Annotated in this window: 19 protein-coding genes; 12 read left to right on the top strand and 7 right to left on the bottom strand. The window is 60.3% G+C overall.

Annotated elements, in window-relative coordinates; genetic code table 11:
• The first annotated feature begins 34 nt into the window (after window positions 1-34).
• From BLT89_RS04875 to BLT89_RS04850, 6 genes are all read left to right on the top strand, one after another.
• Entirely contained in the window at window positions 35-886 is an 852-nt protein-coding gene (locus tag BLT89_RS04875; protein WP_157718793.1) for an alpha/beta fold hydrolase, read from the top strand.
• An 87-nt stretch (window positions 887-973) separates the two neighbouring features.
• Window positions 974-2,617, top strand: coding sequence for an FMN-binding glutamate synthase family protein (locus tag BLT89_RS04870; protein ID WP_090193369.1), 1,644 nt, complete (start codon window positions 974-976; stop codon window positions 2,615-2,617).
• Window positions 2,618-2,696: 79 nt separating this feature from the next.
• Window positions 2,697-3,041, top strand: a complete 345-nt coding sequence (locus BLT89_RS04865) for an EF-hand domain-containing protein (protein ID WP_090193368.1) — start codon at window positions 2,697-2,699, stop codon at window positions 3,039-3,041.
• Window positions 3,042-3,085: 44 nt separating this feature from the next.
• Window positions 3,086-3,625 (top strand): sigma-70 family RNA polymerase sigma factor, encoded by a 540-nt coding sequence (locus BLT89_RS04860; RefSeq protein WP_157718792.1) that lies wholly within the window; start codon window positions 3,086-3,088, stop codon window positions 3,623-3,625.
• On the top strand, window positions 3,622-3,927 hold the full coding sequence (locus BLT89_RS04855; RefSeq protein WP_090193366.1) for a hypothetical protein: 306 nt from the start codon (window positions 3,622-3,624) through the stop codon (window positions 3,925-3,927). Before BLT89_RS04860 ends, BLT89_RS04855 begins: the two co-directional genes overlap by 4 nt.
• On the top strand, window positions 3,924-4,367 hold the full coding sequence (locus tag BLT89_RS04850) for a periplasmic heavy metal sensor (protein ID WP_090193365.1): 444 nt from the start codon (window positions 3,924-3,926) through the stop codon (window positions 4,365-4,367). The genes BLT89_RS04855 and BLT89_RS04850 overlap by 4 nt, the downstream gene beginning before the upstream one ends.
• Before the next feature lie 106 nt (window positions 4,368-4,473).
• Here the strand turns inward: BLT89_RS04850 and BLT89_RS04845 are convergent, their stop codons facing one another.
• Complete coding sequence (locus tag BLT89_RS04845) at window positions 4,474-4,695, bottom strand: VF530 family protein (RefSeq protein WP_408003065.1); 222 nt, start codon at window positions 4,693-4,695, stop codon at window positions 4,474-4,476.
• A gap of 76 nt (window positions 4,696-4,771) precedes the next feature.
• Window positions 4,772-5,188, bottom strand: a complete 417-nt coding sequence (locus BLT89_RS04840; RefSeq protein ID WP_090193364.1) for a MerR family transcriptional regulator — start codon at window positions 5,186-5,188, stop codon at window positions 4,772-4,774.
• Window positions 5,189-5,266: 78 nt separating this feature from the next.
• Between BLT89_RS04840 and BLT89_RS04835 the strand changes: the two genes are divergently transcribed.
• A complete protein-coding gene (locus BLT89_RS04835) occupies window positions 5,267-6,511 on the top strand; it encodes an NADH:flavin oxidoreductase/NADH oxidase family protein (RefSeq protein ID WP_090193363.1) in 1,245 nt (414 codons plus the stop codon).
• 31 nt (window positions 6,512-6,542) lie between these two features.
• Here BLT89_RS04835 and BLT89_RS04830 read toward each other — a convergent pair whose 3' ends face one another.
• Window positions 6,543-7,577 (bottom strand): HAD family hydrolase, encoded by a 1,035-nt coding sequence (locus tag BLT89_RS04830; RefSeq protein ID WP_090193362.1) that lies wholly within the window; start codon window positions 7,575-7,577, stop codon window positions 6,543-6,545.
• Between the two features lie 139 nt (window positions 7,578-7,716).
• Window positions 7,717-9,417, bottom strand: a complete 1,701-nt coding sequence (locus BLT89_RS04825; protein ID WP_090193361.1) for an arylsulfatase — start codon at window positions 9,415-9,417, stop codon at window positions 7,717-7,719.
• A 134-nt stretch (window positions 9,418-9,551) separates the two neighbouring features.
• Between BLT89_RS04825 and BLT89_RS04820 the strand changes: the two genes are divergently transcribed.
• The 3 genes from BLT89_RS04820 (at window position 9,552) to BLT89_RS04810 (ending at window position 11,741) form a co-directional block, all read left to right on the top strand.
• Window positions 9,552-10,511 (top strand): LysR family transcriptional regulator, encoded by a 960-nt coding sequence (locus BLT89_RS04820; protein ID WP_090193360.1) that lies wholly within the window; start codon window positions 9,552-9,554, stop codon window positions 10,509-10,511.
• A gap of 127 nt (window positions 10,512-10,638) precedes the next feature.
• Window positions 10,639-11,043, top strand: coding sequence for a protease inhibitor I42 family protein (locus BLT89_RS04815; RefSeq protein ID WP_090193359.1), 405 nt, complete (start codon window positions 10,639-10,641; stop codon window positions 11,041-11,043).
• Window positions 11,044-11,087: 44 nt separating this feature from the next.
• Window positions 11,088-11,741, top strand: coding sequence for a lysoplasmalogenase (locus BLT89_RS04810; protein ID WP_090193358.1), 654 nt, complete (start codon window positions 11,088-11,090; stop codon window positions 11,739-11,741).
• A 41-nt stretch (window positions 11,742-11,782) separates the two neighbouring features.
• Here the strand turns inward: BLT89_RS04810 and BLT89_RS04805 are convergent, their stop codons facing one another.
• Window positions 11,783-12,445 carry a MarC family protein gene (locus tag BLT89_RS04805; RefSeq protein ID WP_090193357.1) on the bottom strand — a complete coding sequence of 221 codons (663 nt, stop codon included), beginning with the start codon at window positions 12,443-12,445 and terminating at the stop codon, window positions 11,783-11,785.
• Between the two features lie 205 nt (window positions 12,446-12,650).
• Between BLT89_RS04805 and cmoA the strand changes: the two genes are divergently transcribed.
• Window positions 12,651-13,391 carry a carboxy-S-adenosyl-L-methionine synthase CmoA gene (gene cmoA / locus BLT89_RS04800; protein WP_090193356.1) on the top strand — a complete coding sequence of 247 codons (741 nt, stop codon included), beginning with the start codon at window positions 12,651-12,653 and terminating at the stop codon, window positions 13,389-13,391.
• A 10-nt stretch (window positions 13,392-13,401) separates the two neighbouring features.
• A complete protein-coding gene (gene cmoB / locus BLT89_RS04795) occupies window positions 13,402-14,373 on the top strand; it encodes a tRNA 5-methoxyuridine(34)/uridine 5-oxyacetic acid(34) synthase CmoB (protein ID WP_090193355.1) in 972 nt (323 codons plus the stop codon).
• A 73-nt stretch (window positions 14,374-14,446) separates the two neighbouring features.
• Here cmoB and pdxJ read toward each other — a convergent pair whose 3' ends face one another.
• Entirely contained in the window at window positions 14,447-15,193 is a 747-nt protein-coding gene (gene pdxJ / locus BLT89_RS04790; protein WP_090193354.1) for a pyridoxine 5'-phosphate synthase, read from the bottom strand.
• 56 nt (window positions 15,194-15,249) lie between these two features.
• The gene (gene recO / locus BLT89_RS04785; protein WP_090193353.1) at window positions 15,250-15,933 is read right to left on the bottom strand and encodes a DNA repair protein RecO; all 684 of its coding nucleotides are present in this window, start codon (window positions 15,931-15,933) and stop codon (window positions 15,250-15,252) included.
• Between the last annotated feature and the right edge of the window lie 16 nt (window positions 15,934-15,949).

The raw sequence follows: 15,949 nt of genomic DNA, 5'->3' as shown, positions 1-15,949 counted from the left end.
TTGCACTATTTACCCCGGCACTGGAGTACGCCGTTTGCAAACTGCCAATGCTGACGGCTTGCTCAGGGTCAGGACCCGTGGCCTGACCTTCCGTGTATCTGATCAGGGCGTCGGGGCACCGCTGCTGCTACTGCATGGTTTCCCCGATGACCTGCACATCTGGTCGAAGGTAACGCCGCTGCTGCTGGCGGCCGGCTACCGGGTCATCGCCCTCGATCAGCGCGGCTGCGGCGAGAGCGATATACCGCAGGGCGTTGATCAATACCGCATCCGCCAGCTCGTCGATGACATTCCTGCTGTACTCGAACAGCTGGGAATCCGCGAGCCGGTATACGTCATGGGCCATGACTGGGGTTCGGCAATCGGCTGGGCCTTTGCCCTCTATTACCCGCAAAGCGTCCGCGCACTGGTGGCCGTATCGGTCGGTCATCTGCGCAGCTACGGGCGGGCCGGCCTGCAGCAGAAGCTGGGCAAGGGCCTGTACACCCTGTGGTTTCAGCTGCGCGGTGTGGCTGAATGGTATCTGCTCAAGCGCGGCGGCCTGGCGCGCTGGCTGGGTAATGAGCCGGATAGCGCAGAGAACATCCGGCGCATGTCACGCCCGGGCCGGCTGACTGCCGGGCTCAACTGGTACCGGGCCAATCTGCTGCCGGTGGTATTGAGCGACTGGCCACGCTGCAGTCGCCCGACGCTGGGAATCTGGAGCAGTCAGGACCGGTTTCTCACCGAAGCACAGATGCGCGATTCGGAGAAACAGATGGATGCGCCGTGGCGCTACCAGCGTATCGAGAATTGCGGGCACTGGATTCCCAAGGAGCAGCCCGATCTACTGGCAAGTCTGGCGAATGACTGGTTCGCCATGCACTCCAGGCAAACAGGTGCCTGACCTGTAAAGCAATGCTGGTTTCCGCCAGCCTGCCAGACTACGCTCAGCACTTGTCCCAGCTTTCCCAATCGGTACACCGGAGCCTCTATGAGCCTGTCGCTGCTTCTCCGTTATACGGTATTCGTCTTCTGTGTCCTGTTCACTCTGGCCACCCTGCCCTATGTAGTCATGGATGTGCCGCTCCACTTGCCTTTCGGCATCACCATCCCGCGCCTATGGTTGATGAACCTGATAACTGCGGTACTCAGCCTGGTCGGCATCTTCGACCTGCTGCAAAAACGCCATGCAGTCCGCCGCAACTATCCGGTGATCGGCAATATCCGCTATCTGGTGGAAAGCATCCGCCCGGAAATTCGCCAGTACCTGATCGAAGGCGACCGCGAAGCTTTGCCGTTTTCGCGCGCGCAACGCTCGATGGTCTATGCCCGGGCCAAGAAGGAGAACTCGGACAAGGCCTTTGGCACGCTGCTCGATGTTTACCAGCACGGCTATGAGTTCATGACCCATACCATGGTGCCGGCAAAACTCGCGGATCCCGCAACCTTTCGGGTGCGTGTTGGCGGCCCGGCCTGCACGCAGCCGTATGACGTCTCGGTAATGAATATCTCGGCAATGAGCTTCGGCTCGCTCAGCGCCAATGCGATCCGGGCACTCAACAAAGGCGCCAAACTGGGCGGTTTCTACCACGACACCGGCGAGGGCAGTATCAGCCCTTACCATCTGGAATACGGTGGCGATCTGGTCTGGGAGATCGGCAGCGGCTACTTCGGTTGCCGCACCGCCGATGGCCACTTCAACCCGGAACGTTTTGCCGAGCAGGCCAGGCGCCCCGAAGTAAAGATGATCGAGATCAAGCTCAGTCAGGGCGCCAAGCCCGGCCATGGCGGGATACTGCCGAAACACAAGATCAGCCAGGAAATTTCCGCAACCCGCGGCATACCGATGGGTCAGGACTGTATATCGCCCTCGTCCCACAGCACCTTCAGTACCCCCATCGAACTGCTGCAGTTCATCGCCAGGTTGCGCGAACTGTCTGGCGGCAAACCGGTCGGTTTCAAGCTGTGCATCGGTCATCCATGGGAATTCACGGCTATCGCCAAGGCCATGCTGGAAACCGGCATCATGCCCGACTTCATCGTCATTGATGGCACCGAGGGTGGCACCGGCGCAGCCCCATCGGAGTTCAGTGACCATCTTGGCGTGCCCTTGCGTGAAGCGCTGCTGTTCGTGCAAAACACCCTGGTCGGACTGAATCTGCGAGAGCACATCCGGTTGGGGGTCAGCGGCAAGATCATCAGCGCCTTCGACATTATCAGCGTACTGGCCATGGGTGCCGACTGGACCAACTCGGCACGCGGTTTCATGTTCGCCATCGGCTGTATCCAGAGCCAGGCCTGTCATACCAACCAGTGTCCTACCGGCGTAGCCACCCAGGATCCACTGCGCCAGCGCGCTCTGGTCGTGGAAGACAAAGGCGACCGGGTTTACAACTTCCACCACAACACCCTCCACGCACTGGCGGAAATGCTGGCTTCGGCAGGGCTTGAACATCCCGAACAGCTCAAGCCGCACCATCTGGTGCGCCGTATCAGTGATACCGAAGTGCGCAATTATGCGCAGGTGCATGTATTCCTCACTCCGGGCGAGATGCTGGATGGAAAAATCCAGTACGAGTTTTACCAACGCATGTGGGACATGGCCCGTGCCGACACTTTCGCGGCCACTACGTAATGTGAAAATAAACGCAGGGGAATGCTCGGCGGCTACGTATATGTATTGAGCATTCCGCTTGAACAACCGAGGAAACAGCATGAACGCCATGAAAAAATTGATCGCCCTGAGCCTTGTCCTGAGTGCCAGCAGTCTGGCCATGGCTGCCAGCGACACAACAGCTCCAGCGCCCGGTCAAATGCCCATGAATGGCCAGATGAAAGGGCAGATGCAACAAAAAATGCAGCAACACATGAAGGAAGTGGACACCAATGGCGATGGCAACATTTCCAAGGAAGAGTTCATGGCCAACTGCGAGAAGCGTTTCGCCAAAATGGATGCCAACGGCGACGGGCAGATCACTGCGGAAGAACGCCAGCAGATGAGAGCCAAATGGAAGCAACAGCACAAGGGCCAGATGGGTGGACAGGACGCGCCACAGTAAAGCCCCGCTGATTGATGACCGCAAACCCGACTGACGAAGCCTTGATGGCCCGCGTCTGTGAGGGCGACCAGCAGGCCTTTGCCATGCTGGTCGAACGGCATCTGCCGCGCGCCTATGCCATTGCCTTCCGCGTACTGGGGCAATCAGCAGACGCCGAAGATGTAGCGCAGGAAGCCTTCACCAGAGTCTGGACCCACGCCCGCGACTGGAAGCCCCGACGCGGCAGCTTTTCCAGCTGGCTGGGGCGCATTCTGGTGAATGCCAGCCTGGATCACGGCCGTCGTCAGACGGCGCGCCGGCAGGTCAATGATGGCGAAGCGCTACTGGCCGAACTGCCCGACCCGGCACCCGGCGGTGCCAGCATCTATGGCCAGCAACAGCAGGCCGCTGACATCGATCAGGCCCTGCAACGGCTGCCGGCACAACAGCGCATGGCCGTGGTGCTGTGCTATTTCGAAGAGCACAGCAATAGCCAGGCGGCTGCAGTCATGGGCCTGCATGTCAAGGCTGTCGAGGGCTTGCTGGTGCGTGCACGCAAGCAACTACGTATCTGGCTGCACCGACACCGGGAGGAGCGCCCATGAATAACGCCGATGATCCGCTTGTCAGGCAATTGCTGGCCAGTCCGCGGCCGCTGCCGCGCGAGGATCTGGCGGCGCAAATCGTGCGCCAGGCCACCCTTCAGACGCAACAGACAGGCTGGCAGCAGCGCTGGCAACGGGCCCTGAACGAATTCACTTATGCCTGGCAGTTCAAACTGGCCAGTCTGGCTCTGTGCGGCGTGCTCGGTGTGTTTGCCGGGCAGTGGCAAGCAGCCACTGACAATACTGAACTGCTGATCAGTGCACAGATGCTCGACAGCGCCCTGTACACGGAGGACCTATGAACAAATCCCGGCTGCTCGCTGGCGCCCTGCTACTGTCACTGGCCGCTAATGTCTTTCTCGGCAGCTGGCTGTTGACGCGCTCGGCACATCATTCCGGCTTTGCGCAGATGCAGGGTGATCCCGGCGGGCCAAGGTTGAAACATCTCATGGGGCGCATGCAGAAACTGCCGGATGAACAACGCCAGCAGATCCGCGAAAAAATGCGCGAACTGGCCCCGCAAATGCAGGCGCTGGTCAAGGCTTCCCGCGAGCAACGCCAGGCCATCGAGCAACTGATGCAGGCTCCGCAACTGGATACCGGACAACTGCAGGCCGCCTTTGCCGGGCAGCGTGAAATCCAGGAGAAGATGCAGGACCTGCGGCAGCAGATGCTGATCGGGATTGCCGGCACGCTGACGCCGGAGCAGCGGGTGCAACTATTTCAGGGAAAAGCACGCTAGAAAACCCGTCGAAAAGGTATGCAAGGCATACGCAGGGTGGGCTTCAGCCCAGTATTTCGCTCGAGAATCCGAATCGACGGGCTGAAGCCCCCCTACGCAATAGTGCTCAAGTGTCGCGCCGCATCTGCACAAACATTGCCTCGACCTTTTGCCGCGCCCAGGGTGTTTTGCGCAGGAACGACAGGCTCGACTTGATGCTCGGATCGTTCTTGAAACAGCGTACATCCACCTGCCGCGCCAGTCCGTCCCAACCATAGCGGGCGACCAGTTCGGTAAGCAGGGCTTCCAGAGTAATTCCGTGTAACGGGTCTTGTGTGTTCACCAGCAGGCAACTCCTGTTGCTATCAATGGATGGCGCGCAGGCACCACACCCGGGAACCTGCGGACAAGGTGTAACCGGCTGACTAGCTGCCCGGCACTCGCTGCTGCGCCGTGCTACCAATCACCTTGGCCAGACGCAGGCAATTGCCCGTGCCGGGATTGTTCTGCATGTCATCAAGCATCTCGCGAATGGCCAGCTGCTGTTCGTTCAGCTTGCGTTGCAATTGTTCGATTTCTGCCAGGCGACCCTGCAAGCCCTGCACGATCATGGCGTGGGAGCCTTCGCTGCCATGGCTGGAAAGTACCTTGCGGATCTGTTCGAGGTTGAAGCCGAGACTCTGCGCCAGCCGGATCAGCCCGACACGTTCGAGGGTTTCCGGCGGGTAATCGCGGTAGCCATTACCGGCCCTGCGCGGCGCCGGAAGCAGGCCATTGGCCTCATAAAATCGCAAGGTCGAGGCCGCCACGCCACTCAAACCTGCCAGTTCACCGATTCGCATGCTGTTCTCCGCGCTTGACCTTAAAGCTGACTTCAAGCTTACGATAGATTCATCTCCAGCCAAAACGGAATTATCTGCATGTCCCGATCTGCCCTGTTCACGCCACTGGCACTGCCTTGCGGCGCCGTCATTCCCAACCGGTTGGGCAAGGCGGCCATGGAAGAAAACATGTCGGAGCCCGGCCAGCTGCCCGGCACGACGCTGATCGGCCTCTACCGCCGCTGGGCCCGGGGCGGTGCCGGCTTGCTCATCACCGGCAATGTGATGGTTGATGGCCGCGCCATGACCGGTCCCGGCGGTGTGGTACTGCAACAGGGCACGCCGCTGGAGCCCTTCAGCCAGTGGGCCAAAGCCGCACAGGAAGGCGGGGCGCAGGTGTGGATGCAGCTCAACCATCCGGGCCGTCAGGTATTTGCCAGCATGGGTGGCAACTGCTGGGCACCCTCTGCGGTAGCGCTGGACATGGGCAAGCACTCGCACCTGTTCGCCACTCCCAAAGCCATGGACGAAGACCAGATTGCCGAGCTGATCGAACGCTTCGCCACTTCCGCCCGGATGGCCGAACAGGCCGGCTTCAATGGCGTGCAGATTCATGCCGCGCACGGCTATCTGCTCTCGCAATTCCTTTCGCCGTTGAGCAACCAGCGCAATGACCGCTGGGGGGGCTCGCTGGAAAACCGTGCGCGGCTACTCTGCGAAGTGATCCGCGCCATACGTTCGCGGGTCTCAGCCGGTTTTGCCGTGGCGGTCAAACTCAACTCGGCCGACTTCCAGCGCGGCGGTTTCGACGCTGCCGATGCGCTGGCCACGCTCAAACTACTCAACGAATTGCCGGTGGATCTGCTCGAACTCTCTGGCGGCAGCTACGAAAGCCCGGCCATGCAGGGGCGTACAGCCGATGGCCGGACTCTCGCGCGCGAAGCGTACTTTCTTGAATTTGCCAGCAGCCTGACGCAGCAAGCACGCATGCCGCTGATGACCACCGGCGGCATCCACCGGCGCGCCGTGGCCGAACAGGTCATTGCCGAGGGCGTCGCCATGGCCGGCATGGCCACCGCACTGACCCTGGAGCCCGACCTGCCGGCGCGCTGGCAAGCCGGCGAAGATACGCAAGCCAGCATGCCGGCGGTAAGCTGGTCGGACAAGACGCTGGCAGCTCTGGCCACCATGGCAGTCATCAAACGCCAACTGCGTCGGCTTGGCACGCGCCGCAACAGCAAGCCTCAGGCCTCGCCACTACTCTCGCTGATTCTCGATCGCCTGCGCATCCAGCGCCTGACCCGCCGCTACCGCCAGTGGCTGGAGCAGACCGGCTCGGTCTGAGCCGGTCTGTCAGCGCCGGCCGGTGCTGCTATCAGGGCTCGAAAGAGAACACCTGATTCCAGTCGTTCTTCATGCTGATCACTGTCCAGCCCTGCTTCACCGCCTCATCGTAGAGTGGCTGGGTGAACTCACCGACCTTGGTCGCCGGCAGGCCTTGCGCCGGCCCGTAGGCGTATTCGCGCTTGGCATCGTCATGCAGCAGCAGGACTGACAAGCGCGCACCGTCACCGGCCTTGGTGTACTCGAGCATCTGCTGGTCACCGGTGGAGTTACCGAAGGCTGCGAACGGACGGCGGCCGATCATCAGATTGATGTCCTTCGCCTTGCCGTCATTGTTGTTGTTAAGCAGCAACTTGGGCTCTTTGATCAACAGCGGCTTGCCATCGGTGCCGTAGGTGTACTTGGTATCGAGGGCAGAACCCACCACCTGCTCCGGTGGTATGCCATAGACCTTCTCGGCATAGGTGCGCACGAAATCCTGACCACCACCGGTGACGATATAGGTCTTGTAGCCATTGGCGCGCAGATAGGCCAGTAACTCCTGCATCGGCAGGTAGGTCAGCTCGGTATAGGGCCGCTTCCAGCGCGGGTCCCTGGCAGCCGCAAGCCACTTCTTCGCCTCGGCGCTGAAAGCTTCTTCCGACATACCGGTCGAGGTGGCAGCCAGCAGTTTGAACAGGTCCTTCTCGGTCAGCTTCTTGATCGCCGCGTGATCGCCCTTGAGCACTTCCAGCACTGTCGAGAATGGCGTTTCCTTGGCCAGTTCCGGCTTGGCCTTGACCAGTGCCGGCACGCTTTCGAGGATGTACATCACCTGCGAATACATCGGCTGCTCGACCCACAGGGTGCCGTCCTGATCAAAGGTGGCGATGCGTTCGGCCGGCGGCACAAACTGCTCGCTGCCTTCAGTCGTGGTGACTTTTACAAAATCAACGATTGCCTGCTTGGTTGCACCTTCGTTCCACGAGGGCAGCGGGTCGGTCTGCGCCTGGGCCTGGCCGCCGAATGCAAGCAACACGCCGAGCGCCAGAGCCGACGAGAATTTGGAAAAGAATTGATTTCGCATGGCTTTCTCCTTTTAAACGCAGCACATGGTGTGTCGGATAGATATGCAGAAACGCAGCTCAAACCGCGCTGATCACATAAAAAACGGACGACCTTTACAGGCCGTCCGTTTCATTACTTCACGTTAACCAAGACAACCGTTACTCGCCAGCGTGGCTGCCGAGCTTCGACTCGCTCATTTCAGTAATGATCTGATCGAGGTTGTAGCTCGACGGAGTCTGTAGAGCCGGGAATTCCTTGTAGCTCATCAGTTCCTTCATCCACAGCATCTGCCCGATGGGCAGCAGGTTCCAGTCGTAGATGTAGGCAGTGCTCGGTGCAGCCAGCGCGCCGCCGGTTCCCAGAAGCGTAGAACCACCACCCACTGAAATCTCAAACGGATCGCGCTTGATGTTGTTTACCTGTGTCCAGTGATAGCTCTGGACGCCGAGCAATCCGCCTTCGGCATCCGAAGCGGCCATCGCGTAGTAGAACTTCCAGTTCTTGTAGCGCACAGCCGAAGGATGCGTACCGCTGTAATAGAACAGCGTGTCACGTGCGGAGTCGGCCTTGCCTTCCAGATAGGCGCGCTGATTAACCCCATCCAGTTTGGTTTTGAGAATGCCAGGGTACTTGCCGGCCTGAATCTGCTTGTTCAGCTCGTCACCCTTGGGGCCGCCAGCGATGTCAACCAGAGTAGGCAACCAGTCGAGCATCGAGAAAATCTGGTCATTGAGGCCCGGTTTGATATGCCCAGGCCACCTGGCGATCATTGGTACGCGCATACCGCCTTCCCAGGTGGTCAGCTTGCCGCCGCGGAACGGCGTGACACCGCCATCCGGATAGGTGATCACTTCCGCGCCGTTATCGGTGGTAAAGACCACCAGCGTATTGTCGAGCTGGCCCATGTCTTCCAGCTTTTTCAGTACCAGACCAATGTTGTCGTCCATCTGCTTCATGCCGACTTCATTGATGCCCCAGTCCTTGCCGCCCTCTTCACCCAGCATCGCCTGGTACTTGGGCGACAGCATGGTGGTAACGTGCATGCGCGCCGGGTTGTACCAGACGAAGAACGGCTTGTTGGTATCCTTCGGATCGTTGCGGTCGAGGAAGTCGATGACCTTGGCCGAAATCTCCTCATCCACGGTCTTCGAACGCTCCAGCGTCAATGGACCCTGGTCTTTGCAGCTCTGGTTTTTCGCCGTGCCATCCGAAGATTTGCAAGCGATAACCGGCCGTGGCGGGGTCATGCACAGGGTAGTTTTCGGGTCTACAGCACCCGGAACTTCGGCAAGGCCAGGAACCGGCGTGTTTTTGCAGGGCGGCACAACACCCTGTTCAGTCGGCGACTTGTTGATGTCCGGGAAACTCACGCCCTGCATCGCGTCGAGGTGATACAGGTAGCCCCAGAACTCCTGAAAACCATGAGCGGTAGGCAGCGAGTCGGTCTTGTCACCGAGGTGGTTCTTGCCGAACTCGCCGGTGGTATAGCCCTGGTCAAGCAGGAACTTGCCGATTGCCGGGGTGCCCGGCAGCAGGGACGTGGTAGAGCCTGGCAACTGGGGCATGATCATGCCCGCGCGCATCGGGTTCATACCGGTGGAGAACGCTGTACGCCCGGCGGTGCAACTCTGCTCCGCGTAAGCGGTCATGAATCGCGTACCCTCCTTTGCCAGCCGGTCAATGTTCGGCGTCTCGCCAACCATCAGGCCCTGATGGTAGGCACCGACGTTCATGATGCCGATATCGTCGCCCATGATGAACAGGATGTTGGGTTTCGTTTCGGTAGCCGCTAACACCGGAGTGATGGCGCCAAGTGCAGTGGTCGCGGCAAGTGCCACTGAACACATTAGTTTTTTCATCGTTTGCTCCGTGCGTGCGAGGAAGTCAGGTGTTGAACTCAAGTACATTGAGCCTTGTTACCTGAGCACAGTAGTAAAGTTTAACAATTCATGGAAATATCTCTTTTTATTAAAACGATAACTAAAAGGTTATTATGCTCACGCCACGCCGCCTTCAGCACTTACTGGCACTGGTCAACCACGCCCACTTTGGCCGGGCAGCCCATGCACTGAATATTTCGCAACCCGCGCTGAGCAAGAGCATTCAGGCACTGGAAGCGGAAGTCGGCGTGACACTGCTCGAGCGCAAGCATGGCGAAGTAATACCGACGCTGTTTGGTCAGCTGGTGCTGCGGCATAGCCAGGCGGCACTTTCTGCTGAAGCCGATTTGCGCCGTGAAATTGATATGCTGACTGGGCTTGAGACCGGCTCACTGAAAGTCGCTTTGGGCCCTTATCCGAGCATATTGTCCGGCTTCGCCAGCGCCGCCCGCTTGCACGCCAAACATCCGGACCTGGACCTGTCGGTGCACGTCGCCAGCTGGCGCGAGGTGGCCGAACACGTGCTGTTACGCAAGGTAGACCTCGGTATCGCCGACATCACCACAATACGCAGCGACGAGCAGTTCATCACCGAAGCGCTTGACCAGAACTCCGGCTATTTCTTTTGCCGCCCGGAACACCCGATCCTCGGCAATGCACGGATAAGTCTGAAAGAACTGGTTCAGTACCCCTGGGTGGCTACGCGGTTTCCACCGCACGTGGCTGCCAATCTGCCGCCAGAGCACAGTGCGGCCGGCTCGATAGATCCCCTGACCGGTGATTTCATACCGGCCATCGAACTCAATGTACCCATGCAACTGGGGGAATTCCTCAAAGACAGCAATGCATTGGTCATGGCGCCATTAAAAGTCATGGAACAGGCACTGCGCGAAGGTCGGGCACACAGATTAATCATCAGTAATTTCAAGCTGCGGGTAGGTTATGGCTTCATCTATCTGCGCGATCGCTCGCTGTCTCCCGCATCTCTGGCGTATATGCAGGAAGTCAGGGCCATGGAGGCAGAAATTTTCGCGAAAGACACTGTGCTCAACGCCGAACTTTTCAACACCTGAGATCGACCAGGCGTACACCCTGTCTGCAGTTGGCCACACGGGCGCGCTGTTGCGTACCAACTCGCCCTGCCCTGCGCCTTAACTTGCAGCTATGCTTGCGCTCTGCTTTGCCATCCGGAGCTTTGTTATGAAACCTGTGCGAAATACCCGCCTGTCAGTGGCACTGGGCTGCATGCTGCTGACAGCCTGCGCAGCCAAACCAACCAGTGTGACGATTCAGGAAGACCAGCAAAGCGACTGCCCGCTGGAGCTGGATATCGGCCAGACCCTGATGATCAGCCTGCCGAGCAATCCCACCACCGGCTTTCGCTGGATAGTCACCAAGCCCGCAGCCGGCGTGTTGAAATCCATGGGCCCCGAGGTTTATACCAACCCCGAGGATGCCGGCATGGTCGGCAGTGGCGGCAAATCGACCTGGCGCTTCAAGGCCTATCAGGCCGGCGAGGACGCTTTGCTGATGCAATACCAGCGCCCCTGGGAACAGGGCGTGGCCCCGGCCAAGACCTTCGCCTGCGAGATCAGCGTCGACTGATTGCTGCACACTTACCCCACCCATCTGCCTGACGGAGATTGCCAATGCGTTGGCTGCTGCTGGCCCTGATCACCGGCCTGATATTCATCTACGGCCTTTACATCGATTCGACAACACTGCGCCTGCTGACCAAGGGGTTGCCGGTGATTGCGCTGATTTTCTGGCTGGGCGCTGCACCGGCAAGCACCTACCGGCGCTGGATCAGTCTCGGGCTGCTGTTCGGTCTGGGCGGGGATATCCTGCTGGACATACCGCAAGAGCATCTGGCCAACCAGTTCGTGTTCGGTCTGGGCTCTTTCCTGATCGGCCATCTGGCCTATATCCGCGCATTTACCAGCGATACCCGCCGGCTGGCACCCGTGGGCCTGCTGTTTGCGCTGCTCTGTGGTGGCGGCATGCTTGGCATGCTCAACAGCTCGCCTGACGGCCTGGGGCCATTGTTCCTGCCGGTAGCCGTCTATGCGCTGGTTATCAGCTGCATGCTCTGGCGCGCCATTGCCCGGCTGGGAGTGCGCGGCATACCCCGCGACTCGGCCCTGCTGGCGGCCGCTGGCGCCCTGCTGTTTGTCATCTCGGACAGCCTGATCGGCGTCAACCGCTTCGTGCAGCCGTTCGACGAAGCCAAATACGCCATCATCATCACCTACTGGCTGGGCCAGTTCGGCATTGCTGCATCGGCCATGCGCCGCAACAGCTGATCCAGCTGCGCGGCACATAGCGGAAAAGCCGCGCAGGCGCCTCAGTGGGCGCCAATACCGCCGTGCAACAAGCCATACGACTGCAGGAACTCCACTATGCCGTGGCAGATCATGCCGACACCCATGGAGGCAACAAAGAAACCGACGATGCGTGTCGCCGCATCAATGCCCTGCGGGCCAATCTTCTGCAGAATGGCTTTGGAATAGATCAGCGACAGGCAGGTAACAAACATCGCGCCGATAATCGCCAGGGCCACGGCCAGAAAGGACAGGACTATGCGATCCGAATCCTTGATGGTCGAGGTCAGCCCCATCACGGTAGCGATCGCTCCCGGTCCGAACATGATCGGCATGGCCATCGGAATGAAGGACACATCCTCGCCCGGCTTGTTGCTCTTGGGAATCATGCCACCGCTGTCCGAAGGCGCAAACAGCTCGAAACCTATGCGCATCAGGATCACCCCGCCGACCACGCGAATCATGCTCATCGGCACTTCGAACAGACGCAGCAACAGGTTGCCGAAGAACAGGAAGAAGAACATCAGCAACACCGCATAGGTGCAGGCCTTGATGGCCGTGCGGCGCTGCTCGGCGGCATCCCGACCCTTCATCAGACCGAGAAAAACCGGTATGGCTTCCAGCGGGTTGATGATCGCCAGCAGCGTGGTGAACATGCCGACGAACAATGAAACATGGGGATCCATAGGTACTCCTTCGGATGAACTGCAACGGTTGCAAGCACGGCACTGGATGTCCGCATGCTAGCAGAACTCCGGTGACCACTGCCCTGCCCAACAAGCACATCCGAGCGCACCCTGCACCAAAGGATCGGCATGGCCTGCTCAATAATTTGGGCATACACCTTCACTTCGCTAGAATGCCGGCCTTGCCTCCACTGGTAGCATCCTCGTGAGTGACAACGACCGCATTTACGCCCAGCCGCAAGCGCAAGTCAGCGACTTCACCTTCAACGAAGCCGTGGTGCGGGTATTCCCGGACATGATCAAGCGTTCGGTGCCCGGTTACCCGACCATCGTCGAGAATATCGGCGTGCTGGCGGCGCAGTTCGCCCGGCCAGACTCTGTTCTCTATGATCTCGGCTCCTCGCTGGGGGCGGTTACCCAGGCCTTGCGCCGGCATGTGCAGGCCGCAGGTTGCCGGGTGATCGCGGTGGACAACTCGGCGGCCATGGTCGAGCGCTGCCACGAGTACCTGCATGCCCAGGATTCGATGTTCCAGGAGTTACTGCCGGCAACGGTGCAGGAGGGCGACATCCTTGACCTGGATTTCCAGCCCTGCTCGGTGGTGGCGCTGAATTTCACCCTGCAATTCATTGCGCCCGAACAGCGCCTGGCCTTGCTGACACGAATACACCAGAGCCTGTTGCCCGGCGGCGCCCTGATTCTCTCGGAAAAATTGCGTTTCGCCGATGCCGGCGAGCAGCAATTGCTCACCAACCTGCATATCGGCTTCAAGCGCGCCAACGGCTACAGCGAACTGGAAATCGCCCAGAAACGCACGGCGCTGGACAACGTGATGCAACCGGACAGCCTGGAACAGCACCGCGAACGCCTGCAGGCCGCCGGATTCAGCAAGGTGGTACCGTGGTTTCAATGCCTGAATTTTGCCTCCCTGATCGCCCTGCCCTGAGCCCCTCGCCATGATCCGCCGCCTCGATCTCGACGCCTTGCAACAACAACTGGCCGGTACCCCGCTGATCGACTGGGCCAGCGACCTGCCCAACCAGCTCGACCGCAAACTGGCCAAGGGCCACGGTGATCTGCAGCGCTGGATGGCTGCCGTTGACGCTTTGCCGGAACTGACAGCCTGCAAGGTCGAACTGCGCGACAGCTTCACCCTTGAGGCCCCGCTCAGCCAGGCACAGCAGGCTGCCCTGCTGGCCGCTCTGCAAGGCCTGATTCCATGGCGCAAGGGGCCGTTTGATCTGTTTGGCGTACATGTCGATACAGAATGGCGCTCGGACTGGAAGTGGGCGCGAGTGGCAGCGCACCTCGATCTGCAGAACAAACGCATCCTCGATGTCGGCTGCGGCAACGGCTACTACCTGTGGCGCATGCTTGGCGCCGGGGCGGCCAGCGCGGTAGGTATCGACCCGAACTGGCTGTTTCTCTGCCAGTTCCTGGCGGCCAAGAGCTACTTGCCCGACCTGCCGGCCTGGCACCTGCCACTGGCACTGGAAGAGCTGCCGGGCAAGCTGGAAGGCTTCGACACGGTATTTTCCATGGGCGTGCTGTATCACCGGCGCTCGCCGATCGACCATCTGCTGGAACTCAAGGACTGCCTGCTCAAGGGTGGCGAACTGGTGCTGGAGACGCTGGTGGTCGAGGGGGATGCCCAGCAGGCACTGGTGCCCGAAGACCGTTACGCGATGATGCGCAATGTGTGGTTCCTGCCGTCGGTGCCAGCTCTGGAGTTATGGCTGCGCCGCGCCGGTTTTGTCGATATCCGTTGCGTGGATGTCAGCCGTACCAGCATCGAGGAACAACGCGCGACCGACTGGATGAAGTTCCAGTCGCTGCCGGACTTTCTCGATCCGGCCGATCACAGCCGCACCCTCGAAGGATTGCCGGCACCGACCCGCGCCGTGCTGATTGCGCGCAAGCCAGCCTGAGCGATTGTGGGAGCGGGCTTGCCCGCGAAAGGTAACAGCAACTTCGCGGGCAAGCCCACTCCCACAAAAGCCCCTAGCCGCGTGTAGCCGCCGCCAGTATCAGTGCCTTCATCTCGGCGACCGCCGGTTTGAAGCCGACAAACAGCGCGTGCGCGACTATCGCATGGCCGATATTCAGTTCATTGATCCCGGCAATCGCCGCCACCGGCTCGACATTGTGGTAATGCAGGCCGTGCCCGGCATTCACGATCAGCCCATGGGCCAGCCCGCAGGCCACGCCCTCGCGGATACGCGCCAGCTCACGGGCAGCCTCGCTCGGTGTCTGTGCATCGGCATAACGCCCGGTATGCAGCTCGATCGCCGGCGCGCCAACGCGCCTGGACGCTTCGATCTGCCGCGCATCCGGATCAATAAACAATGAAACCTCGCAACCGATGCGTGCCAGACGCTCGACCGCGGCACGGATACGTGCCTCCTGCCCGGCCACATCCAGGCCGCCTTCGGTGGTCAGCTCCTGACGAGTTTCCGGTACCAGGCAGACATGCGGCGGACGAATGCGCTCGGCAAACGCCAGCATTTCTTCGGTCACACCCATTTCGAAGTTCATCCGCGTCTGCAACACCTGACCGAGCAGCAACACATCGCGGTCCTGAATATGCCGGCGGTCTTCACGCAAATGCACGGTAATGCCATCGGCGCCCGCCTCCTCGGCATCCAGTGCCGCCTTGACCGGGTCCGGATAGCGCGTGCCACGCGCCTGGCGCAGGGTCGCCACATGGTCGATATTCACACCCAGCAGAATACGGTTGGCATCTGTCACAACAGGATCTCCAGAAAATTCATTGGGTTCACTTTACCCGATCAGCCATGGCTTGCTCAGAACTTGCGAAACAACTCGCGACTGACCAGTGGCCGGCCGCCCAGATGGGGCGCCAGCGCCTGGCGCATCAGGCGCTTGGCGGCAGCCAATACGCCGGGGGTAGTCCACCGGGTATCGGCCATCGCCAGCAAATCAGCGCCCTGAAACACCCCGGGCTGCAGTTCTGCCACCCGCTCCAGCCCGGCATCCGCGATCAGGCGGTACAGCCGTTGCGCTTCTATCGGCTGGCCGGTCAGGTCCTCTGCCAGGGAAAAACCATAGCCCAGCTCGCCCAACAGCAACCACTCGAACGCCCTCAGCAGCGGTTCCAGTGGCTGACTGGCCGCCAGCAATGGCAAGGTTGCGGCGTAATGTTCAAACAGGAGCGGATGGGCATCTTCGGCGGGTAACAGGCGGATCAGCAATTCATTCAGGTACAGCCCGCTGAACAAGGCATCGCCGGACAGCATATTGGGGGTACCGGCCGCTTCCAGACGGGCAACCGTTTTCAGTTCGCTGCGGCCACGCAGTTCAAGTTCCAGCGGAATGAACGGCCGCACCAGACTGCCGGCCTTGCCCCGTGCGCCGCGCAGCACCGCACGGGTACGCCCCTGCGGGGTCAGCAGGTCGACCAGCGAACTGCTTTCCTTGTAGGCACGGCTGTGCAATACGTAGGCTGGCTGGCTGCAAGCATGCTGCATGGTAAGTCCGCAGCCT

The sequence above is a fragment of the Pseudomonas pohangensis genome, assembly GCF_900105995.1.
Lineage (GTDB): Bacteria > Pseudomonadota > Gammaproteobacteria > Pseudomonadales > Pseudomonadaceae > Aquipseudomonas > Aquipseudomonas pohangensis.
Note: the sequence above shows the minus strand (reverse complement) of the source record. Positions and strands in the feature narration are given on the sequence as shown.